Source organism: Rhodoferax ferrireducens (assembly GCF_049302455.1).
Lineage (GTDB): Bacteria > Pseudomonadota > Gammaproteobacteria > Burkholderiales > Burkholderiaceae_C > Rhodoferax > Rhodoferax ferrireducens_B.
Genome location: NZ_JBAQMD010000008.1, coordinates 32,216 through 54,765 on the forward strand (window position 1 = coordinate 32,216; position 22,550 = coordinate 54,765).

Here is a 22,550-nt window from a genome sequence, read left to right on the forward strand (position 1 = left end):
AGGCTCCAGCCCCCAGCCCCCGTCCTTATTGAGATACTGTTGCAAGATTGTGTACAGTCTGCGGTAATTGCTTGAACAGACGCTCATCGGAGGTTGATTGAATAGAAACGGCTTAGCGCCCAGGGAGCGACCTTTTTCCATCGTCGGTATTGGCGCCTCCGCCGGGGGTCTGGTGGCGCTGGAGCAATTTTTTTCGCAGGTGCCGCCTGACAGTGGTCTGGCCTATGTGATCGTGCAACATCTGGACCCCAAGCGCGAAGGCATGCTGGTGGAGTTGCTGCAACGTCATACCCCGCTGCCGGTGGCCGAGGTGCGAGACCAGACGCTGGTCGAGCCCAATCATGTTTATGTCATTGCGCCGGGCCGCGATCTGTCCTTGCTCAACGGCGTGCTGCATTTGCTGGCACAGCCTGAGCCTCGAGGTCTGTGCTTACCCATTGATTTCTTTTTCAAGTCGCTGGCCGATGACCAGCAGCAAAACAGCATCGGCGTCATCCTCTCCGGCATGGGTTCAGACGGCACCCAAGGCTTGCGCGCCATCCGCCAGGCCGCTGGCGCGTGTTTTGTGCAAACCCCCGCGAGCGCCCAGTTTGACAGCATGCCGCGCACTGCGCTGGAGGCCGGTGTGGCCGACGTGGTGGCCCCGGCCGAGGAGTTGCCGCTCAAAATAATGGCCTATGCGGGGCGCAGCCAGCTTGCCGTCGCAGCCGACGTCCGGCTTCAATCGGATCAAAAGGATGACGGTTTTCTCGATAAAGTGATTCTGTTGCTGCGCAACCAGACCGGCCACGATTTTTCGTTTTACAAAAAATCCACCATTTTGCGGCGTGTTGAGCGGCGCATGGGCCTGCATCAACTGCCGCATGTCTCCGAGTACCTGCGCTATTTGCGTGAAAACCCGGACGAGTCCGAGCTGTTGTTCAATGAGTTGCTGATTGGGGTGACCAGTTTCTTTCGCGACTCTTCGGTATGGAATCAGCTCAAAAACGAGGTCCTGCCCGCGTTGCTCGCAAGGCACCCGCAGGGTGCCGCACTGCGCGCCTGGGTGCCCGGCTGCTCGACCGGCGAAGAGGCGTATTCGCTGGCCATGGTTTTCAAGGAGGCGCTGGAGCTGGCCAAGCCAGAGCCGCGCTTCACGCTTCAGATTTTTGCCTCTGATCTGGACCGCGACGCCATTGCCACGGCGCGCAACGGCATCTACCCGCGTTCTATTGCCGCCGATGTGTCGGAAGAGCGTCTGGCCCGCTTTTTTGTGGACGACGCTGCCGGCTACCGGATCAACAATGAAATTCGCGAGATGGTGATCTTTGCCGAGCACAACCTCATTGTCGATCCACCCTTCACAAAACTCGACCTGTTGAGTTGCCGCAACCTGCTGATCTACCTGGAAGCCGAGTTGCAGGCGACGCTGATGCAGCTGTTTCATTACAGCCTCAGTGCGGGCGGTTTCTTGCTGCTGGGTAGCGCCGAGTCGATTGGGGCCGCCACTGAATTATTTGCCCCCTTGCCGGGCAAATCACGACTTTACCGGCGCCTGGATGCGCCGGATCGGGCGCTGCGAGTCGGTGTTCCGGCGACGTTTGTGCAGGCGCATGGCAGGGTGGGGGCGGGCGCAGCCGCCCTGACGAGCGACGGCTTGCCGACCACGCCCAGCCTGAAGGTCCTGGTGGAAACGCTGGTGTTGCACCGCTACGCGCCAGCGGCGGTGCTCGTGACAGAGAAGGGAGACGCGCTTTATTTCAGCGGCAAAACCGGAGGCTATCTGGAGCCCGCTGCGGGCAAGCCCAGCCTGAATCTGTTCGCCATGGCGCGCGACGGGCTCAACCAGGCACTGAGCGAAGCATTTCACCGCGCGCTGCGTGACAAAACCCTGGCCACGCGCAAAAACGTCAAGATCAGCAGCGAGACTGGGGTGCAGTATGTTGACGTCGTCGTCCAGCCCTTGCAGGAGCCAGCAGCCCTGCGCGGCCTGGCGCTGATTGTTCTCTTTGACGTCCCCAAGCCCCACCATCGCCGCTCCCAAGCCAAAGGCGTCGACCTGGTCTTTGACGGCACCCAGGTTGAAACCCTGTTGCAGGCGCTGCAGCAGTCGCGCGAGGATGCCAAATCAGTGCGCGAAGAAATGCAAACCACGCAAGAAGAGCTGAGATCAAGCAACGAAGAGTTGCAGTCGCTGAATGAAGAACTGCAATCCGCCAACGAGGAACTGACCACCTCCAAGGAGGAGATGCAATCGATGAACGAAGAACTGCAGACGGTCAACTATGAATTGCAGGCCAAAGTGGCCGACCTGGCGCGCGCCAGCAACGACATGAAAAACCTGCTCGACAGCACCGAAATTGCCACCTTGTTTCTGGACGAGGCGCTCCATGTGCGGCGCTTTACGCCGCAGACCACTCGCATCATCAAGCTCATTCCGGGCGACATGGGACGACCCATCACCGACATCGTCTCTGATCTGATCTACCCCGAACTGGTGCAGGACGCCCGTGACGTATTGCGTACGCTGGTTTTTTGTGAAAAGGATGTACCTACCGTCGATGACCGCTGGTACAAGGTGCGCACCATGCCTTATCGCACGCAGGAGAACCGGATTGACGGCCTGGTGATTACCTTTTCGGACATATCCAAGAGTAAAAAGCTTGAAGCCGAGTTGCGGGCCACGCAGGCCCGGCTGGCGGCGCAGCCTGACAACGCGAAACCACAGGGGAATGGCGATGGGATTCCGTAGAAACCCGCTTAGCATGGATGAATTGCGCGAACTCGCCCGCAAGCGATTCCTGGGGCGCACCGCCAGCTCGGCCAAGACCTTGAGCGTCGCGGAAGCACAACGTTTATTTGAAGAACTCGAAATCCATCAAATTGAGCTGGAGCTGCAAAACGAGCACCTGAACACGACCCGCATGCAACTGGAGTCGGCGCTCACGCAAAGCAACGAGTTCAACGATTTTGCGCCGGTCGGCATTTTTTCACTCGACGCCGCCGGGGCCATCACCAAGCTAAATCTCGCCGGGGCCAGTCTGTTGGGCCGCGAGCGCGCCCGCCTGTTGGGGAGCCGGCTCGGGCTCTTCGTGGCCGACGCCGACCGTCCGCAGTTCAATGCCTTGCTGGCGCAGGCCACCAACTCCGGTGACGTGCAAAGCAGTGAATTGACATTTTCCAACAAAGGGCCGCTGGTCTCGCATGTGCAAATCAAGGTGGCAGGGTTGGGGCCGGCCCAGGGCTGGCAGATCATTCTGGTGGATATCACCGAACGCAGGATGGCAGAAGAACAGTTGCGCGCCAGCGAGGAACGCTGGAAGCTGGCGCTGGAGGCTGCCGGCGATGGTGTGTGGGACTGGAACGTGGTGACGGGCGAGCAGGTTTTTTCCAGGCGCTTCGAGCAACTCTATGGTTTTGCCGAGAAAGAATACGGGCATCACCTTGATGACTGGGTTGCCCGCATCCATCCCGACGATAAGGATCGTGTGATCAGCGAGCATCAAGCGTGCCTGTGCGGCAAGACCGCCAGCACGTTCATTGAATTTCGGGGCCAATGCAAGGATGGCAGCTGGAAATGGGTGCTTTCCCGCGGCGCCGTCGTCAGCCGCAACGCTCACGGTCAACCCCAGCGCATGATCGGTACGCATGTCGACATCAGCAAGCAAAAAATGACTGAAGAGGCCTTGCGGGTTGCCAGCCATTTCCAGCAGGCGGTGTTTGATTCCCTGGCGGCCCATATCGCGGTGCTCGACCAGGCGGGTACGGTGATGCAAACCAATGCGGCGTGGCGGCAATATACCGTTGACAGCGGGTTTGCGGCGCGCCCCTGTTGCCAGGAGGGCAGCTATCTGAAAATTCTCGCTTGCCTGACTGAACAGGACCCGCAAACGGTGCAGGTCGCTCAGGCCGGCATCAGCGCGGTCCTGGCCGGCGAGCTGCCCTATTTCCAGCTGGCCCAGCCGTTCTTTACCCCGCTGGACAAGCGCTGGTTCAGCCTGAAAGTCACACCGGTGCACGATGGCGAGCAGCGGCTGGTGGTCAGTCACGAAGACGTGACCCAAATCAAGACCGCCGAATTGAACAGCTTGACGCTGGCCAATCGGGACACCCTGACCGGCGCGCTGAGTCGACGCAACTTCTTCAACCTGGCCGAGCAGGAGGTGGTCCGCTCGATTCGCTATGCCTTGCCCCTGATGGTGCTGATGCTGGACCTGGATCATTTCAAGGTCATCAACGACCGGTATGGCCATGCCGCAGGCGATGTGATTCTGCAAAAGTTTGTGCAAACCGTGACCGGTGTGTTGCGCGAGTCCGATCTGATTGGGCGCATCGGTGGCGAGGAGTTTGCGGTGCTGTTGCCCAATACCCCGCTCGAAGGCGGACGCGCACTGGCGCAACGCATTGTTGACCGCGTTCGTGCCGACCCGGTGCAAGTCAATGGCCATCTCATCGCGTACACGGTCAGCATTGGCGCGGGCTGTTTGTCGGGCGAGACTTCGTTTGCCGCTCTGTTGAGTCTGGCCGACGCGGCGCTGTACCGAGCCAAGAACGGGGGGCGCGACCGCCTTGAAGTGGGGCCGGCTGACGCCCCTTAGCGCACTCTTAGCGACGCCTTTGCGAATCATCAAGCGCCTGCGTCAGGCGCTGGCTACGCTAAAACCATCTCGGAATCCGGATGGCACATCATGTTCAAGTCTTCCTTCGACACTGCAATTTCAGAGCATGTCTGGCGCACCCGCTACTTGTGGGCGGAGCCGGGCAGCGTGCCGGAGCCCACCATTGAGAACACCTGGGAGCGGGTGGCATTGGCCGTGTCGGGCGCCGAACCTTACCACCAGAATGATTGGCGCGAGCGTTTTTTGGCGATGCTCAGCGATTGGCGCTTCCTGCCTGGCGGACGCATATTGGCGGGCGCGGGCACCTCGCGCCGCGTGACCCTGTTCAATTGCCTGGCCATGGGGCCCATCGAGGACTCGGTGCAGGGTATCTTCAATGCGCTGCGCGAGGCGATGCAGTGCCTGCAGGCCGGCGGTGCTATCGGTATCGACTTCTCTACCCTGCGCCCCGCGTTGGCGCTGGCGCAGTCGAGTGGCGCGGTAGCCAGCGGGCCGGTTTCGTTCATGAACGTCTGGCAGGCGGCCAACGCGGTGCTGGAGGCGGGCAACCGGCGCCGCAGCGCCATGCTGGCGACGCTGCGTTGTGATCACCCGGATATTGAAGCTTTTATCGACGTCAAACTCGACACCGGTGCCTTGTCGCACTTCAAGCTGTCGGTGTTGTTGAATGATGAGTTCATGCAGGCGCTGCAGGAAGACGGTCCGTGGCCGCTGGTTTTCCCGCTGGGCGAACACCCGATTCCGGTCGGCGGCGAAGTGTGCGAGCGCGTCTGGTCCGACGGCGGACCGCCGCAACTGTGCCTGGTGCATCGGCGCGTGCCCGCGCGCGCCTTGTGGGAGAAACTGCTGCAAGCCCAACATGCCAGTGGCGAGCCGGGCGTGCTGTTCATCGACCGGATCAACCGCGCCAACAATCTCTGGTATGACGAGCATCTGACGGTGACCAACCCCGATGGCGGCGTGCCGCTGCCACCTTGGGGCGCGTGCAATCTGGGGTCGATCAACCTGAGCCGGTTTGTCAAGCAGCCGTTTGCCGCACACCCCAGTGTCGATCTGGGTGGTCTGCGGGCCGTGGCGGCAGTGGCAACGCGCTTTCTGGACGACGTGTACGACATCTCCCTGTTCCCCCTGAAAGCGCAGCAAAAGAGTGCGCTGGCCAGCCGACGCATTGGCCTGGGCGTCACCGGGCTGGCCGATATGCTGGCCATGCTGGGCCTGCGTTACGGTTCACCGGCGAGCATTGACCTGACGCGCGAAATCATGGACGCCATCCGCGATACCGCCTACCGTACGTCGGTCGAGCTGGCCCAGGAGAAAGGCGCGTTTCCCGCCTGCGACAAGCTCAAATATGGTGCCAGTCCGTTTGTGCTGGGACTCGACCGCGCGCTGCAGGACGCCATCGCGCAGCACGGCATTCGCAACAGCCACCTGCTGGCGGTGGCACCCACGGAGTCCATCAGCTTGCTGGCCAACAATGTGTCAAATGGCATAGAGCCCATGCGGGCTTTCCAGGCCATGCGCCGGGTGCGCGGGGCTGAAGGGCAGGCCGTGTTTTTTGACGTTGAAAACGCCGCCTGCCACCAGTACCAAGCCCTGCACGGACCGGACGCGCCCTGGCCGAAACACTTTGTGCAAGACGCGGACGTGAGCGCTGAAGACCAGTTGCAGCTGATGGCAGCGGTGCAGTCGTACGTGGACAACGCGCTGTCTAAAACCGTGTATCTGCCTGCGAGTGCCAGCGTGCAGGATGTGGGACTGGTGTTGCAACAGGCGTGGGAACTGGGGCTCAAAGGCTGTTCAGTCGAGCGCCAGGGCCATCTACCGACCGCCCTGACTTGATTGGTTAACTGGTTGCAGGGTTTCACTGGTCCACTGATCCAACAATCAAGTCATTTGCGGACGATCTTTTCAGCTGCAAAGAGACTGAATCATTGAGCAAGCCATCAGGCTGACAGGATTGAATAATTTATACAAAATCAGCCTGTAGCCCCCGTGAATAAAGCGTAATATGCTACGTTTTAGATAGCAACCATCACACCGGCAACTGCAGCGCACGCTCAACACGCTCCTGCAGCTCGGCATGCTGGTAGCGCGTCAGGTCGCCCGTGACGGCGCGCTCCAGAATACTGGTTGCGGCACTGCTCAACAAGGGTTTTATCTCCCCGAGCATCGGGCTGCTGGCGATCAGCAGCAAGGCCTCGCAACGCCGTTCGGTCACGCCCTGGTTGAGGTAGTCGGCCAACTGGCGGGCAAAGTTGGCTCGGGCTTTGTCTTTGACCTCGATCTGGGGCTCAAATTGCGTGCCCGCATGGCCGGTGCGGCCGTGGCCCTTGCCCGCCGCACCCGTCAGGTCGCCGCCGGCGGCCTCGTCAATCAGGTTCTTGGCGGGATAGACAAAGTCAGCCAACTCAATCAGCGCGTGATCTGATGACCGACGCTCCAGAAGGCGTGCCCGTGAGGCATTGGCGACCAGAATCCAGGTTTTTTTCATGATGCTTCTCGTGTGTTGTGGTGGTCAAAACATGGGCGCTGCGCCACCACCGGGGTCGAGCGTCTCGTCTCCATGTGAGGGTTTGGGCGCGGTGGCAATCAGGCAGGCGGTGCCGAGAATCAGGCTGGCAATCGAGGCGGCGTTTTGCAAGGCCAGCCGCGTCACCTTGGCCGGGTCGATGACGCCCATTTGCAGCATATCGCCATACGTGCGGCTCGCTGCGTTGTAGCCAAAAGCGGGGTCCGGCGATTCATCAACCCGGTTCAGGATCACCGACGGTTCATCACCGGCATTGCTGACGATGCAGCGCAGGGGTTCTTCCAGGGCGCGAGCCACCAGGTGTATGCCCGATGTCTCATCGAGCGTGCTGCCCGTCAAGGTGAGCAAGGCGCGCCGGGCGCGCAACAGTGCCACGCCGCCCCCAGGCACGATGCCTTCTTCAACCGCCGCGCGGGTGGCGTGCAAGGCGTCTTCGACCCGAATCTTGCGCTCTTTCAACTCGGTTTCAGTGGCGGCGCCGACCTTGATCAAGGCCACACCACCGGCCAGCTTGGCCGCGCGCTCGTCCAGCTTCTCGCGGTCATAGTCGCTGCTCGCCAACTCGCGTTCCTTGCGGATGGTGGCGATGCGTTCCTTGATCGCCTTGGGCTCGCCGGCGCCGCCAATCAAGGTCGTGGTTTCCTTGCTGATTTCAGCCCGGGTGGCGCGCCCCAGGTCCGACAGCTTGACCTTGCCCAGCGTCAGCCCGACTTCGTCGCTCACGACGCTGCCACCGGTGAGCACCGCAATGTCCTGCACCATCGCCTTGCGCCGGTCGCCAAAGCCCGGCGCCTTGACCGCGCAGGTTTTCAGGGTGCCGCGTATCGTGTTGATCACCAGCGCCGCCAGCGAATCGTTGTCGACCTCCTCGGCAATGACCAGCAGCGGCCGGCCCTCCTTGACGATCTCCTCTAACAGGGGCAGTAGGTCTTTCAGTGAGCTCAGGCGCCCCTCACACAACAGAATCGCGACGTCTTCGAGCACCGCGCTCTGGCGCTCGGCATTGTTAATGAAATAGGGCGACAGAAAGCCGCGGTCAAACTGCATGCCTTCCACCACGTCGAGCACGCTGACCAGGCCGGAACCGTCCTCGATCGAAATCGCCCCTTCACGCCCGACTTTGTCGATCGCGCTGGCCAGCAGGTCGCCAATGGAGCGATCGTTGTTGGCCGAGATCGCCGCCACATGCGCAATCTCCTGCGAGCTGGTACAGGGCTTGGACAGCTGTTTGAGCTCTGCCACCACCGCGTCGATGGCGATCTCGATGCCGCGCTTGAGGTCCATCGGATTCATGCCGCCGGCCAGATAGCGCAAGCCCTCGTGGATCATGTTGTGCGCCAGCACGGTGGCCGTGGTGGTGCCGTCGCCCGCCATTTCACTGGTACGTGCTGCCACCTCGCGCAGCAGCTGCGCCCCCATGTTCTCAAAGCGATCTTCCAGCTCGATCGACTTGGCCACCAGCACGCCGGAGTTGACGATTTGCGGCGAGCCAAAGTCGCGCTCCAGAATCACGGTGCGTCCGCGCGGACCAAGGGTGACCTTGACTGCTTCAGCCAGCGTGTCAACGCCACGGCGAATTTTGTCGCGGGCGTCGTCATGAAAAATAAGTTGCTTGGGATTCATGATGGGTACTGTGCACAAGACGTTTATGCATCCTAGGAGCGGGGCTCCAGTGCGTGCTTGACAATTCGCAAGCGCGCCCGCTGCGCCATTTTTGGGGCGGCCAAGCCGGGCGGCTGCAAGGCCTGGTTCGATGCCAGGTTTGAGAAATCTCAACTCAGCCGCCAGTGGCTTTATCTAAAGTTAATTGGGCAACATGGCCGACCGTGGGGCCTGATCAACATAGATTTCTACCGTTGGAGAACATGATGAGAACCGATGCCGAACTGAAAGCCGACGTGATGGAGCGGCTGGACGCGATTCCCGCTGTCAACGCGTCTGATATTGAAATCGACGTTGACAGTGGCGTGGTGACCTTGCGTGGTCACGTCGACACGCACCAGACCAGATTTCAGGTGGAGCGAACGGCCCGGCGTGTTCCCGGCATACGCAGTTTGTCCATCAGCCTCAAACCAGGCCAATTGGCTGGCAAAAAGCATTACCACTGAGCATGGGCGCAAGGCGTCGCGTGACCGTTTCGGATTGACGGCAAAGGCAGGCTTGAGCCGGGGCGGGCAGCCCTGGCTATGAGCAATTGCCGCTCAGTCCGAAGCCACCTTTTTCAGCAGTTGCTGAACCGATAGTTCGGCCGCGCGACGCTGCTCCATATCGGTTTCAAACTGCCAATCCCGCATCGACATGGATAACTCGACGAGTGCATCGCGCAACTCAAACAGGGCGGCGCCGATTTCCTGGAGCGCGCTTTCCACGTTGGCGCTGGGTGGTGAGTCTTTCATTGAGATTCTCCTCATGGGTGACTTGAATCAACCTTAATGGGATCACGCCTGGCGCAGCTTGCGTATGCTCAAGGGGCGTCACGCGAGACGTCAATGGCGGCAAGCACCGCCTCGTCGATGTCGTCAAGATAGACGAATTCGAGTTGTTGCCGGGCCGGCAGCGGAACCTCCTCCAGGTCTTTGCGATTGCGCGCTGGCAGCATGACTTTTTTGATGCCGGCGGCCAGGGCGGCGAGCATTTTTTCCTTGATGCCACCGACCGGCAGCACCAGGCCGCGCAGGCTGATCTCCCCGGTCATCGCCACGTCGCTGCGCACCGGCCGGTCCATGAACAGGGAGGCTAGCGCAATGAACATGGCGACACCGGCACTGGGGCCATCCTTGGGGATGGCGCCGGCCGGCACATGGATGTGTACATCCACTTTTTCCAGGTTGGCCGGGTCGAGCCCAAACGTGGCGGCCCTTGATTTCACCAGCGTCAGCGCGGCCTGCGCTGACTCCTTCATCACGTCGCCCAGTTGCCCGGTCAGGATCAAGCGTCCCGTGCCGGCCGTGCGACTGGCTTCGATGAAGAGAATGTCACCGCCCACCGGCGTCCAGGCCAGCCCGGTCGCCACCCCCGGCATGCCCGCGCGCAAGGCAACTTCGTTTTCAAATTTGGCCGGGCCCAGCACCTCGACCAGATCCGGTGCGTCAACCCGCGCGGTTTGAATCTCTCCCTCGGCGATGCGCACGGCGGTGCGGCGGCAGACGGCACCAATTTGCCGCTCCAGGTTGCGCACGCCCGCCTCGCGCGTGTAGTCCCGGATGATGGCTGCGAGCGCATCGTCGGTGATCTCCAGTTGTTCGGGCTTGAGGCCGCTGTCCTCGAGCTGGCGCGTCACCAGGTACCGCCGGGCGATCTCGCGCTTTTCTTCCTGCGTATAACCCGCCAGGTGCAACACCTCCATGCGGTCGCGCAGTGGGCCGGGAACGGGGTCGAGCACATTGGCGGTGGTAATGAAAAGTACCTGTGACAAGTCATAAGGCACGGCCAGGTAGTTGTCGCGAAAGCTGTTGTTTTGCTCCGGGTCGAGCACCTCCAGCAGCGCCGCCGACGGGTCGCCCTGAATGCCGCTGCCGAGCTTGTCAATTTCATCGAGCATCATGACGCAGCCGCGGGTGCCGGCCTTTTTCAGCGCCTGGATGATGTTGCCGGGCAGGGCGCCGACGTAGGTGCGCCGGTGGCCGCGGATCTCGGCCTCGTCGTGTACGCCACCGAGCGACACGCGCACAAACTTGCGTCCCAGTGCGCGGGCAATGGATTGCCCGAGCGATGTCTTGCCCACGCCGGGCGGGCCCACCAGGCACAGGATCGGGCCGTGGCCACTGGGCTTGAGCTTGCGCACCGCCAGGAATTCGAGAATGCGTTTTTTCACTTTTTCCAGATCAAAGTGATCGGCGTCTAACACCCGGCGCGCCTGCCCGACGTCAATCGTGTCCGGCTCCGGCGCTTTCCAGGGCACTTCAATCAGCCAGTCGAGGTAGGTGCGCACCATGGAGTATTCCGCTGAGCCGTCGGCCATGCGCTCCAGCCGCTTGAGCTCCTTGGCCGCCTGCTTGGCAACCTCTTCGGGCATGTGGGCCTCCTCGATCAAATTGCGCAGTTCTTCGATTTCAGCGGCGTTGCCGCTGGCGTCTTCACCGAGCTCTTTTTGAATCGACTTCAATTGCTCGCGCAGCAGGAACTCACGCTCACGCTGCCCGAGACTGGCCTTGGTGCGCTTGTCAATATCACGCGAAAGGTTCAGGACATCTATGCGGTGCACCAGCATGTCAAGCACGCGGTCCAGGCGCCGGCGCAGGTCTATTTCCTCCAGAATTTCCTGCTTCTCGGTCGCCTTGATGTCCACGTAGCCCGCCACCAGATCGGCCAGCGTCGCCGGGGTGTCGATGCCCTGCACGGCATGCACCATCTCTGCCGGCACTTGGGGCAGCATTTGCAGCACTTCGACGGCGCGCTCCTTGAGTCGCATGAAGCGCGCCTCGATTTCAGGGTTGTCCGGCGCGGCGGCTTCGGCAATGCGTTCAATTCGCGCCACCGTGAAGGCAAAACCCTCAAGGTAGCCCGTCACGCGAAAGCGTTGCTGGCCCTGACACACGATGTGATGGGTGCCGTCCGGGGTCGTGACGTAGCGCAGGATCGAGGCGATGGTGCCGACACTTGACAGATCATCAGGCCCGGGGGTCTCCACGTCCGGGCTGCGCTGCATCAGGATGCCGACTGCCTGGTCGTTCTTGACCGCATATTGGGCGGCGGCGATCGAGCTTGAACGCCCGATGGAGATCGGCACCACCATGCCGGGAAACAAGACCATGTTGCGCACCGGAATGATGACCAGGGCATCGCTTGGCAGCACGGGCACCGTGTCTGTTTCACCCTGGCTGTCGCTTTTGTCGGGTAAGTGGATGACTTGGTTCATGTGCGTTGCTCCAGATGAAGTCGCAGGCAGCCGTTCTCGAACTGCATGTCAGCAATTTCATAGCCGACATCGGGCAAGCCAATGCGGCGCTCGAAGTGGCCATAGGGAATTTCCAGTCGAAGAATGGCGCCCTTGCCCAGGCTCGCGCCGAACGTGCGCTCGCCGCGCACCACAATCGCCTGCGCCTCCAGGCTCACTTGAAACCGCTCCGGCGCTACGCCAGGTAGCGCGATCAGCAGGCCGAGCTCATGCTCGTTCTCATACATGTCGACCGGGGGCTCCCAGCAAGGCGCGTTGTCGACGTGGCCAATCTGGAAGAACTGGCGTTGCAGTTGGTCGGCGCTGTAAAGCATTTCAACCGCTTCGGCCAGCATCCAGGCTCTGGGATCACGATGTCGCATTGATTGTCCTTTGTCCGCTTTTCATTTTGTGTCTCCTTGTGCTGGTACTTGCGCTGGCACTCAGTAACTCAGAACACAATTCAAGGGTAAGAGCAGTGTGCAGGTGCTTGCTTGAGAAAACGCAAGCCTTCGGACGGTCGGTGCTTTGAGGCGCTGCCAACTGCGTCCCGCAGGTCCGCGGCGGGCAGGCCTAAGCGCGATAAAAGGCCTGAAATCAAGTGTTAACCGGTATTTACAGGCTGGGTGCGCCGGGTTATCGTCGCAGGATGAAAAAGCAAAGTATCTGGACTGTCGATCTGATCGAGTTGTTCAAGCTCTGGCTCAGCGACCTGGTCGCATTTTTTGAGACCGCTTTGATGTTTCTGGTGCTGTCACTGCCGGTGGTGATTTCAGCGCTGGTCCTGTGGTGGCTGCTGTAGGGGGCTGCCCGTCGGCGGTGATGCAGAGGCTACCGTAAATAGAGCAATTACTTGGTCTTCGGGATACGCCCCATCGCATAGAACTCGGGGTTGGGCAGCATGTTGCTGAACGACGCCATGCGGTTGGAGAGACCAAAGAAAGCGGTGATGGCGGCAATATCCCAGGCATCTTCATCACTGAAGCCGTGCGCCTGCAGGGCGGCAAAATCAGCCTCGCCAAGCTCGTCGGAATGCAGGCAGACCTTCATCGCAAAGTCCAGCATGGCGCGCTGGCGCGGCGTGATGTCGGCCTTGCGGTAGTTCACCGCCACCTGGTCGGCCACCAAGGGCTTTTTCTCGTAGATGCGCAGGATGGCACCGTGCGCCACCACGCAATAAAGACACTTGTTGGCGGCGCTGGTGGTGGTGACGATCATCTCGCGGTCGCCCTTGGTGAGGCCAGAATCCTTGAGCATCAAGGCATCGTGGTAGGCAAAAAAGGCGCGCCACTCGGCCGGGCGGCGCGCCAGCGCCAGAAAGACGTTGGGCACAAAGCCGGCTTTTTCCTGCACCTCCAGCACTTTGACGCGAATGTCTTCAGGCAGGTCTTTGAGTTCTGGCATGGGGTAGCGTGGTGTGTTCATGGTGCAGTGATTTTGAGTTGGGGGAAACAGTTACCGTGACGGCTTGCCTTGCGCGTCAGCCATGGCAGATTGTGGACCTGGGCGTGGGCAGCCGTCTAGAGGTCTGGGAATTGCGCCGCGTTGACGCGCTCGTCGAAATGACGCGGTTTTTTGGTCGTCGGCTTGAGCGGGTTGACGCTTTGACTGGGTTGGTGTTTTGAGCGTTCTTACCCCCACTCACTCCCCCAACCCCTCTCTCGCCCCGCCGGGCGAAAGATGGGGGCTTCATTTGGCCGCGTCTTTAAAGGTGGGAAATATGCGCTCGTTTGCATGCTGGCCTCCAAGTGGCGGCAACCCACCGAGAAGCCGTTTAGTCGGTTTGTGGCCAACGTGCCACGGCACGTTTATTTCCCACCTTTTAAGACGCGGCCAAATGTGGCTGTTGGCTCCCCTTTCCGCCCCGGCGGGGGTGGAAAGGGGCGGGGGGGATAGGGGGGGAATACAGCGCTTGAAAATGAACGGGTCACGACGAGACCAATGGATCGTCAGCGCCGCAGCTGGAGCAGGCCTGCCGACAGCGCGGTACCGCAGACGATGATGGCGGCGCACAAGAGCATCCACAGCGAAACCACCTCGCCCAAAAAGATGACGCCATAAATCACCGCAAACACCGGTATCGCAAAGGTCACCGTCAGCGAGCGCGCCGGCCCCACGTTCTCGATCAGCCGGAAGTACAGGATGTAGGCGACGCCGGTGCACAGCACGCCGACGGCCAGCAGCGCCAGCCAGGCCGTGGTGCCTGGCGCGCGCGTCGGCCACAGCCACAGGGTGGGCAGCGCCAGGCCCAGGGTGGCCCCAAACTGGCTGCCGGTGGCCGTCACCAGCGAGGGCAAGCCGCTCAGATAACGTTTGGTGTAACTGGCCGAGATGCCGTAGCACAGGCACGCGGTCAAGCAGGCCAGCACGGCCCAGCCGGTCGCCAGGCCCGAGGCGCCGGGTTTGAAGCTGGCTTTGTCCCAGGCCAGCAGCGCGACGCCGGCAAAGCCGATCAGCAAACCCAGAATGCGCAGGCCGTGCGGCCGGTCCTTGAGCCAAAGCCAGGCGATCACGGCGCCAAACAAGGGCACGGTGGCGTTCAGAATGGCGGACAAACCGGTGCTGATGGACAGGAGTGCAAACGAAAAGCAGGCAAACGGGATGGCGGAATTGAGCACGCCGATAAAAAATATTTTTTTCCAATGCCTGGCCAGCTGGGGCCAGAGCCCGCGCCACAGCAACAGCGGTCCCAAAAACAGGGCGGCAATGGACACCCGCAGGCCCGCCGTCGGGATGGCGCCAAACTCTTGGGCACCCAGGCGCATGAACAGAAAGGATGAACCCCAGATGGCAGCGAGCAGAACAAACTCGGTGCGCCAGGGCTTGGTGGTGGGCAGGGATGTCAAGGTGTGGCTTCTTGGGGCTGGGTTGGTTCGGGTTTGAAGCATGCGCCTTCGAGTTGCAGCAACGCCGTCTTGCGCGGCAAGCCACCGGCGTAACCGGTGAGTGACGCGCCTGCCCCGAGTACGCGGTGGCAGGGGACGATGATACTCAAGGGATTGCGGGCCACCGCGCCAGCCACGGCACGCACTGCAGCGGGCTTGCCGATGCCCGCACTCAGGGCACCGTAGCTCAGGGTGGCGCCGAACGGAATTTGCAGCAGGGCGCGCCAGACGGATTGCTGAAAATCAGTGCCAGCCGATAAATCCAGCGCCAGCTCAAAGGCCTGACGCTGACCGGCAAAGTACGCGCTCAACTGGGTTTGGGCCTGTTGCAGCACCGGTTGATCGCGCTCCGCAGGCCAGCGCGTGGTGTCCGGCTGATGGCTTTGGCCGTCAAACCACACGCCTATCAATCTATCGTGGGCGGCGGCCAGAATGATGCGTCCAAGCGGGCTGTCATAGCTGGTTTGAACGGTGGATGGTGAAAACTTCATATCAATTCTCCTTGTAGCCCCCGTGAAATATGGGTTATAAGCTATCTATTTAATAGCAATTGGGGTGACTCGCCGGCCCGCTGCGACAGCCGACGGGGCGGCCCAGGCGCGGATCACCGCGTAGCTGCGCCACGGTTGCCAGGCCAGCGACGCGGCCTGCGCTTCTTTGGCCGGGTTTTTGGCGTCTTGCACGCCCAGTGCTTTTTGCAGGGCGACGTCGCCGGCCGGAAAGGCGTCCGGCCAGCGCAGTGCGCGCATGGCGATGTACTGGGCGGTCCAGTCGCCAATACCGGGCAAAGCCTTCAGGGCGGCCAGGGTGGCGGGCACGTCCGCCCCGGCGTGCAGTGGCAGGCGCTGCGCCGCCACGGCGCTGGCGATGGCCTGAATGGCCGCTTGCCGCTGCCGGACGATGCCCAACTGGCCCAGTGCGTCGCCGCTGGCGGCGGCCAGCGCCGCGGGGCTTGGAAAAAGCCGGTTCAGCCCGGCAATGGGGGTCTCGATCGGTTCACCAAACCGTTGCACCAGTCTTGCCGCCAGGGTGCGCGCAGCGGCTACTGTGATCTGCTGGCCCAGGACGGCGCGCACGGCCAGCTCAAAGCCGTCCAGGGTGCCGGGCACGCGCAAACCGTCGCCCCGTGGGAAGCTGGTCCGCAGCAGGGCGCTGATGGCGCGGGGATCCGCATCCAGATCGAGCATGGCCCGCACGCGCGCCATCACCCACGGCAGCACCTCGCGCAGCGAATCACTCAAGCGCAGATCCACGCGGTTGCCAGCAGCCTCAAAGCGGGCCACCAGCCAGCCGGTGTACAGCGTCTGGCCGCATTGCACGGCCACGGTTTTGCCGATGCTCTGGGTACCGGGCTCCAGCGTGACGCATTCGATCCCCGTGACCTGGCGTTTGCCAAAGAACTGCAGCATGGCGTCCACGTCATAGGGCGGGCGGTAGGCCAGCCTGACATGAATGCCTTGGCCGGGTGCGTCGTGTTCGTGTTTTGCGCCGTTGCGGCGCAACTGCGTCGGGTTGAGGGCGTAGTGCGCGGCAAACACGGCATTGAAGCGCCGCACACTGGTGAAGCCACTCAAGTGCGCGACCTGCGTGACGGCCAGTGCGGTGTCGGTCAGCAACTGTTTGGCGTTCAGCAAGCGCTGTGTTTGCAGGTACTGCAGGGGCGACACGCCGAATTGCGCTTCAAAAATGCGGCGCAGGTGGCGGTCGCTCACGCCCAGGCGCCGGGCCAGCCGCTGCACGCTTGGTGTGCTCTCGCCCCAGGCGTCCGGTGTGTCCAGCAGGCGGGCCGCCTGAGTGGCCAAGATGCTGGAGGCGTCCTGGATGGACCACGGCTTGGTTTCAAACACGTGGCCGAGGGCCGAAGTGCGCGGTGCAATTTCCGGGCGGCAACGCAGGCAGGGCCGAAAGCCGGCCTGTTCCGCCTGCGCCGCGTGAACAAAAAAACGGCAGTTTTCACGTTTGGGGGTGCGTACACGGCACACCGGACGGCAATAAATGCCGGTAGATGTAACGCCGGTGTAAAAGCAGCCGTCAAAACGTGCGTCCTTCGCCTTGAGCGCGAGGTAGCAGGCGTCGTCGTCGGGCTGTGCGTGATAGGGTGTCATGCAGGTCATGATACGCGCGCACCACTGCAAAACCAGCCGTTTCCGGACATCTCCCTGGGTGTGGCCGCCGCCTACAATTCACGGCACGAACCGAGCTCATCCATTTTCAGGGAACCCAGTCATGCAGTTATCAACTTCTATTTTCAAGGCCTACGACATACGGGGCATCGTGCCAGTCACCATTGATCAGGCGGTGGCCGAAGCGCTGGGCCGGGCCTTTGGCACGGCGGCACGCCGGGAGGGCGAAACCGCGGTGGCGGTGGGGCGCGACGGGCGCCTCAGTGGCGCCACACTGAGCGGGGCCTTGATACGCGGTCTGGTAGCGGCCGGGCTGGAGGTGATCGATATCGGCACGGTGACCACGCCGATGGTGTACTTTGCCGCCAACACCTTGTGCACCAGCGGCATTCAGGTGACCGGCAGCCACAACCCCAAGGACCACAATGGTTTCAAAATGGTGCTGGCCGGACGCGCCATTTACGGCGAAGAAATTCAAGCACTGCACCGCATGATGGAAGATGAGTCCTGGGAGTTGCAGGCGGGCGGCAAAGTGCGCAGCGTCGATGTGCTGGCGGCCTACCAGGCGCGCATCGTGGGCGACATCAAGTTGGCGCGCCCGATGAAGATCGTGGTCGATTCAGGCAACGGCATTGCCGGGGCCACGGCGCCGGCCATTTTGCGGGCGATTGGCTGCGAGGTGACGGAACTGTTCAGCGAGGTCGATGGCAACTTTCCGAACCACCATCCCGACCCGAGCAAGCCGGAGAACCTGCGCGACCTGATGGCCGCGCTGAAAACCAGCGACGCCGAAATCGGCCTGGCCTTTGATGGCGACGGCGACCGCCTGGGCATCGTCACCAAGGAGGGCAACAACATCTTTCCGGATCGGCAACTGATGCTGTTTGCGCAGGATGTGCTTCAGCGCGTGCCGGGCGGCACGATTTTGTTTGACGTCAAGTGCACGCAGCGGCTGGCGCCGGCGATCGAGGCGGCGGGCGGTGTGCCGCTGATGTACAAGACCGGGCACTCGCTGATCAAGGCCAAGATGAAAGAAATCCAGTCGCCTCTGGGGGGCGAGATGAGCGGCCACATTTTCTTCAAGGAGCGCTGGTACGGCTTTGACGACGGCACCTATGCCGCCTGCCGCCTGCTCGAAATCTTGAGCCGCTCGCCCGACGCCAATGCCGTTCTTGACGCCTTGCCGACCAGCTTTTCCACTCCGGAGTTGAACGTCAAGTGCGCCGAGGGTGAACAGCACACGCTGGTCGCGCAACTGCTGGCCGCGGCGGCGGCGGCCATGAGCGCCAGTGCGGGCAACGGCACGTTGATGGATGCGATCAAGGCCGGTGCCAAAGTCTCCACCATCGACGGCTTGCGCGTGGACTGGCCCGATGGCTTTGGCCTGATCCGCGCCTCCAACACCACCCCGGTGCTGGTGCTGCGCTTTGAGGGCCAAACGCCCGAGGCGCTGCACCGCATCGAAGCCACCATGCTGGAACTGCTGCGCGAGGTCAAGCCCGGCGCGGTACTGGACCAGGCAGCGCATTGAAGATCCTGATCGTCAAGCTGTCTTCGCTTGGCGATGTGGTGCACGCCATGCCGGCCGTGCAGGACATCCGGCGCGCCCTGCCCGAGGCGCAGATTGACTGGGTGGTGGAGCGCAGCTTTGCGCCCTTGGTGCAGCGCTGTGAAGGGGTGAACCGGGTCATTGCCTGCGAGCTCAGGCGCTGGCGCCAGTCACCCTTTTCCAGCCAGACCCGCCAGGCCTGGCGCAGTTTCAAAGCCGAGTTGCAGCGCGAGCGTTATGACGCGGTGATCGACCTGCAAGGCTTGACCAAGTCAGCGTTCATTTCATGGCTGGCGCGGCTGGCGCCTCAGGGCAATCGTTATGGCTTGGCCCACCAGACCGACGGCTCCAGTTTCGAGGCGCCCGCGCGTTGGGTGGCCCATGTGGCGGTGACGCTGGAGCCGCATTGCCATGCGGTGGCCCGCTCACGTACCGTGTGCGCCCAGGCGTTGGGCTATGCGGTGCCTGCTTCCATGTCTTTTGGGCTTCTAGCCCCCGTCAATACTGGACAAACAGCTACTGTAAATATAGCATTTGAGGCGGCTTGTCCGAACGGCTGGGTGGCGCTGGTGCATGGCACCTCGCGCGCCGACAAGCAGTGGCCGCTTGAGCACTGGCGCAGTTTGGGGCAGCGTCTCAATGCCAGTGGCTACGCCGTGGCCTTGCCGCACGGCAGTGACCCAGAGCAGAAAACAGCGCAGCAAATCGCTCAGGGCCTGGCCTGCGCCGTTGTCTGGCCCCGGCTCGCCCTGGACGCCCTGACCGACGCGCTGGCCACTTGTGCCGGTGTCGTGGGGGTGGACAGCGGTTTGAGCCATATCGCCGTGGCGCTGGACCTGCCCCATGTGCAGCTCTACAACTTCGATACCGCCTGGCGCACCGGGCCGCTCAACCGGGTGCACCAGCGCAGCGTGTTTGCCCAGCCAAGTCCCACGGTGGACGCGGTCTGGCAGGCCTGGCTGGCGGTTGCTGCGTCAGCGGGCGCGACCGGCCGGGGATCGGCAGCAAGGTCGGCCCCCACCGGAGTCATGGCGCTGTGACGCGCCTGCTGTACAGCCTGGTCATGTGGCTGGTGCAGCCATTTTTGCGTTTGAAACTGCGTCGGCGCGGCGTGCAGGAGCCGGGCTACCTGCTGGCCATGGAAGAGCACTTTGGGTATTACGCGTCTGCTGCGCCGCCGGCGGATGGCAACACCATTTGGGTCCACGCGGTGTCGCTGGGTGAAACACGCGCCGCCGCTGTGCTGGTGGCAGGCTTGCGAGAGCGTCTGCCCGGCATGCGCTTGTTGCTCACGCACGGCACCGCCACCGGTCGTTTTGAGGGCGTCCAGTTGCTGCAGTCGGGCGACCTGCAGACCTGGCAGCCTTGGGACTCTGCGGGCGCGGTGCAGCGTTTTCTGGCGCACTTCCAGCCGCGTATGGGCATCCTGATGGAAACCGAGATCTGGCCCAATCTGGTGGCCGGGTGTGCGCAACGCGGCGTGCCGCTGGTGCTGGCCAATGCGCGTCTGAGTGAGCAGTCGCAACGCAAGACGCGCAAGCTGGCCTGGCTGGCGCGGCCGGCCTACCGCGCCCTGACGGCCGTGTGGGCGCAAACGCAGGCTGATGCGGCACGCCTGCAGGCCTTGGGGGCCCCTGTGCAAGGCGTTTTCGGCAACCTCAAATTTGACGCCACGCCCAACGCCGACCAGTTGACCATTGGCCAGAGATGGCGTCACCAGAGCGGTCGGCCGCTTGTGATGTTGGCCAGCTCGCGCGAGGGTGAAGAAGCGGCATTGCTTCAAGCTTTAATGTCATTCAGGCCTCCAGCCGCCGTTGGTATTGAGATTGACGCTACTATTTCTATAGTGAATGAGGTTCAATGGCTGATCGTGCCACGCCATCCGCAGCGCTTTGACACGGTGGCCGTGCTGATCGAGCGCCTTGGCTTTGCGGTCTCGCGGCGCAGTGCCTGGCACGACGGGCCGCCTGCGCGCGATGCATTGGATGGCGCTGAGCCAGCGCGCCCCACGGTCTGGCTAGGCGACTCCTTGGGCGAAATGGCGCTGTACTACGGCCTGGCCGATGTCGCCTTGTTGGGTGGCAGCTTCGAGCCGCTCGGGGGGCAAAACCTGATCGAAGCCGCTGCCTGTGGCTGCCCGGTGGTGATGGGTCCGCACACCTTCAACTTTGCTGAAGCCGCCGAGCAGGCGCAGACGGCGGGCGCGGCGCAGCGTGTGGCGACCATGATGGAAGGGCTGCAAGCGGCCGCCAAGCTGGCGTGCCAGGCCAGCGCGCTGCGGGCAGCACAGCACGCCGCCGATGCCTTTGCCCGCACCCACCGAGGTGCCGGCGCGCGACTGACCGAGGCGGTGGTGCAACTGCTGGCCGCGAACCGGATTGAATCAAGCTCTTTTTGACGCCAGGCCGGGCCAGGCGCCCAAGTGCGATGGGGCCTCTCGGTCAAGGAAGGTGACAACAGGGCTGAAATGCCTGCAATATCCCCGAGAGACTAACGCCGCCGCTGCACCTGCAAGGCACCGGGATTGACAATGTTGGTCGGCGTGCCCTGGATGAAGTTGATCACGTTGTCAAACGCCGCGCCAAAGTACAGCTCATAGCTGTCCTGCTCGACATAGCCGATGTGCGGTGTACAAATGCAGTTCTCCAGCCGCAACAGGGCGTGCCCCTGCAAAATCGGCTCGGTCTCGAAAACATCGACCGCCGCCATGCCGGGCCGCCCCCGGTTGAGGGCACTGATCAAGGCATCGGGCTCGATCAACTCGGCGCGGGCTGTATTGACCAGCAGGGCGGTGGGCTTCATGCGCGTCAGATCATCGAGTGTGACAATGCCGCGCGTTTCATCCACCAGGCGCAGGTGCAGCGACAGGACATCGGATTGGGCAAAAAAATCCTCCCGGCTCAGGGCCGATTCAAATCCGTCCAGAATTGCGCGTTCGCGCGCCGGTGCCCGCCCCCAGACCAGCACCTTCATGCCAAAGGCCTGGCCGAAGCCCGCCAGCAGCCGGCCGACTTTGCCGTAACCCCAGATGCCCAGCGTCTTGCCTTTCAGAACCATCCCCAAGCCGAAGTTGGGTGGCATCGAGCCCGTTTTCAAACCCGATTGCTGCCACGCACCATGCTTGAGATTGCCAATGTACTGGGGCAGGCGGCGCATGGCCGCCAGGATCAAGGCCCAAGTGAGCTCGGCTGGCGCCACCGGCGACCCGGAACCCTCGGCAACCGCAATCCCGAGTTCGGTGCAGGCGTCCAGGTCGATGTGCGAGCCAACCCGCCCGGTTTGCACAATCAACTTGAGCTTGGGCAGTTTCTCGATCAAGGCGCGCGGCAGCTGCGTGCGCTCACGGATGAGCACGATCACACTGGCATCCTTGAGACGCACCGACAACTGCCCAAGCCCCTTGACTGTGTTGGTGTAAACCTTGGCCGGGTAGGGCGCCAGTTTGGCTGCGCATTCGAGTTTTCGAACCGCGTCCTGGTAATCATCAAGAATTACGATATTCATAGGCCCTGATTGTGCCTTGGCACGGCCCGCAAGCTTGGCCGCGGCTATTTTTCAAGCGCACAAAAAGAGACACGAATGGTGGTGAGCTGGTTTCAGTACAACGTCGCTTCGCACGCCGCCAGACGATCGAGTTCGGCACAGACGTCGGCCATGCGGCCGGAAATCACCATGCGACCGACCTGGGCCGGTGTCTGGCCGGCTTCCATCACGCGCACAACTCGCAACGGGCGGCGGGCTGAATCATGGCCTGGCGCGGGCCGCTTGCCCCCCGTGCCATGCAGCTTGTTGGCCATTGAATGCCTGGCAAGTTCGTAGTGACGCGACGGCTGGCCTGAGAGTGTGGAGCGCCCGCGCGAGCTGCCGGGCAAATTGGGTAAATTAGGTAGAGCGGGCATGAGCCAGCGCCACAACGATTGCAGCGGCGCCAGAATTGCGGGAACAGCCAGGAGTGCAGAGCTCATTTGAAACCTTTCAATTCAAAACCT

At 62.2% G+C, this 22,550-nt stretch carries 19 protein-coding genes; 8 read left to right on the plus strand and 11 right to left on the minus strand.

The annotated features are described in order from the left end of the window. The first annotated feature begins 97 nt into the window (after positions 1-97). The 3 genes from WA157_RS00785 to WA157_RS00795 all read left to right on the plus strand — a co-directional run bounded on the left by WA157_RS00785 (position 98) and on the right by WA157_RS00795 (position 6,437). A complete protein-coding gene (locus WA157_RS00785) occupies positions 98-2,731 on the plus strand; it encodes a chemotaxis protein CheB (protein WP_422619130.1) in 2,634 nt (877 codons plus the stop codon). A 13-nt stretch (positions 2,732-2,744) separates the two neighbouring features. Then, positions 2,745-4,577, plus strand: coding sequence for a diguanylate cyclase (locus WA157_RS00790; RefSeq protein ID WP_422619131.1), 1,833 nt, complete (start codon positions 2,745-2,747; stop codon positions 4,575-4,577). A 90-nt stretch (positions 4,578-4,667) separates the two neighbouring features. Further along, positions 4,668-6,437 carry an adenosylcobalamin-dependent ribonucleoside-diphosphate reductase gene (locus tag WA157_RS00795; RefSeq protein ID WP_422619132.1) on the plus strand — a complete coding sequence of 590 codons (1,770 nt, stop codon included), beginning with the start codon at positions 4,668-4,670 and terminating at the stop codon, positions 6,435-6,437. Positions 6,438-6,630: 193 nt separating this feature from the next. On the opposite strand, the gene WA157_RS00800 is transcribed toward WA157_RS00795, so the two are convergent. After that, entirely contained in the window at positions 6,631-7,089 is a 459-nt protein-coding gene (locus WA157_RS00800; RefSeq protein WP_422619133.1) for a host attachment protein, read from the minus strand. A gap of 24 nt (positions 7,090-7,113) precedes the next feature. Next, positions 7,114-8,751 carry a chaperonin GroEL gene (gene groL / locus WA157_RS00805; protein WP_422619134.1) on the minus strand — a complete coding sequence of 546 codons (1,638 nt, stop codon included), beginning with the start codon at positions 8,749-8,751 and terminating at the stop codon, positions 7,114-7,116. 245 nt (positions 8,752-8,996) lie between these two features. Between groL and WA157_RS00810 the strand changes: the two genes are divergently transcribed. Beyond that, a complete protein-coding gene (locus tag WA157_RS00810; RefSeq protein ID WP_422619135.1) occupies positions 8,997-9,236 on the plus strand; it encodes a BON domain-containing protein in 240 nt (79 codons plus the stop codon). 93 nt (positions 9,237-9,329) lie between these two features. Here WA157_RS00810 and WA157_RS00815 read toward each other — a convergent pair whose 3' ends face one another. From WA157_RS00815 to WA157_RS00825, 3 genes are all read right to left on the minus strand, one after another. After that, complete coding sequence (locus WA157_RS00815; protein WP_422619136.1) at positions 9,330-9,524, minus strand: hypothetical protein; 195 nt, start codon at positions 9,522-9,524, stop codon at positions 9,330-9,332. A 68-nt stretch (positions 9,525-9,592) separates the two neighbouring features. Beyond that, a complete protein-coding gene (lon, locus tag WA157_RS00820; RefSeq protein WP_422619137.1) occupies positions 9,593-11,986 on the minus strand; it encodes an endopeptidase La in 2,394 nt (797 codons plus the stop codon). Then, a complete protein-coding gene (locus WA157_RS00825) occupies positions 11,983-12,387 on the minus strand; it encodes an Hsp20/alpha crystallin family protein (protein WP_422619138.1) in 405 nt (134 codons plus the stop codon). The genes lon and WA157_RS00825 overlap by 4 nt, the downstream gene beginning before the upstream one ends. 266 nt (positions 12,388-12,653) lie before the next feature. Between WA157_RS00825 and WA157_RS00830 the strand changes: the two genes are divergently transcribed. After that, positions 12,654-12,806, plus strand: coding sequence for a hypothetical protein (locus WA157_RS00830; RefSeq protein ID WP_011465281.1), 153 nt, complete (start codon positions 12,654-12,656; stop codon positions 12,804-12,806). Between the two features lie 47 nt (positions 12,807-12,853). On the opposite strand, the gene WA157_RS00835 is transcribed toward WA157_RS00830, so the two are convergent. The 4 genes from WA157_RS00835 to WA157_RS00850 form a co-directional block, all read right to left on the minus strand. After that, entirely contained in the window at positions 12,854-13,429 is a 576-nt protein-coding gene (locus WA157_RS00835) for a peroxidase-related enzyme (RefSeq protein WP_422619139.1), read from the minus strand. 524 nt (positions 13,430-13,953) lie between these two features. Beyond that, positions 13,954-14,850, minus strand: coding sequence for a DMT family transporter (locus WA157_RS00840; RefSeq protein ID WP_422619140.1), 897 nt, complete (start codon positions 14,848-14,850; stop codon positions 13,954-13,956). After that, the gene (locus tag WA157_RS00845) at positions 14,847-15,380 is read right to left on the minus strand and encodes a methylated-DNA--[protein]-cysteine S-methyltransferase (protein WP_422619141.1); all 534 of its coding nucleotides are present in this window, start codon (positions 15,378-15,380) and stop codon (positions 14,847-14,849) included. The genes WA157_RS00840 and WA157_RS00845 overlap by 4 nt, the downstream gene beginning before the upstream one ends. Positions 15,381-15,425: 45 nt before the next feature. Then, entirely contained in the window at positions 15,426-16,994 is a 1,569-nt protein-coding gene (locus WA157_RS00850; protein WP_422619142.1) for a DNA-3-methyladenine glycosylase 2 family protein, read from the minus strand. Positions 16,995-17,115: 121 nt separating this feature from the next. Between WA157_RS00850 and WA157_RS00855 the strand changes: the two genes are divergently transcribed. The 3 genes from WA157_RS00855 to WA157_RS00865 are packed head-to-tail and all read left to right on the plus strand — an operon-like array spanning position 17,116 to position 20,959. Further along, positions 17,116-18,543, plus strand: coding sequence for a phosphomannomutase/phosphoglucomutase (locus WA157_RS00855; RefSeq protein ID WP_422619143.1), 1,428 nt, complete (start codon positions 17,116-17,118; stop codon positions 18,541-18,543). Then, positions 18,540-19,601, plus strand: a complete 1,062-nt coding sequence (gene waaC / locus WA157_RS00860; protein ID WP_422619144.1) for a lipopolysaccharide heptosyltransferase I — start codon at positions 18,540-18,542, stop codon at positions 19,599-19,601. The genes WA157_RS00855 and waaC overlap by 4 nt, the downstream gene beginning before the upstream one ends. Further along, on the plus strand, positions 19,598-20,959 hold the full coding sequence (locus tag WA157_RS00865) for a 3-deoxy-D-manno-octulosonic acid transferase (protein WP_422619145.1): 1,362 nt from the start codon (positions 19,598-19,600) through the stop codon (positions 20,957-20,959). The genes waaC and WA157_RS00865 overlap by 4 nt, the downstream gene beginning before the upstream one ends. 92 nt (positions 20,960-21,051) lie before the next feature. Here WA157_RS00865 and WA157_RS00870 read toward each other — a convergent pair whose 3' ends face one another. Beyond that, the gene (locus WA157_RS00870) at positions 21,052-22,065 is read right to left on the minus strand and encodes a D-2-hydroxyacid dehydrogenase family protein (protein WP_422619146.1); all 1,014 of its coding nucleotides are present in this window, start codon (positions 22,063-22,065) and stop codon (positions 21,052-21,054) included. Between the two features lie 92 nt (positions 22,066-22,157). Beyond that, positions 22,158-22,526: a hypothetical protein gene (locus WA157_RS00875; RefSeq protein ID WP_422619147.1), complete on the minus strand. Its 369-nt coding sequence runs from the start codon at positions 22,524-22,526 to the stop codon at positions 22,158-22,160. Positions 22,527-22,550 lie beyond the last annotated feature (24 nt).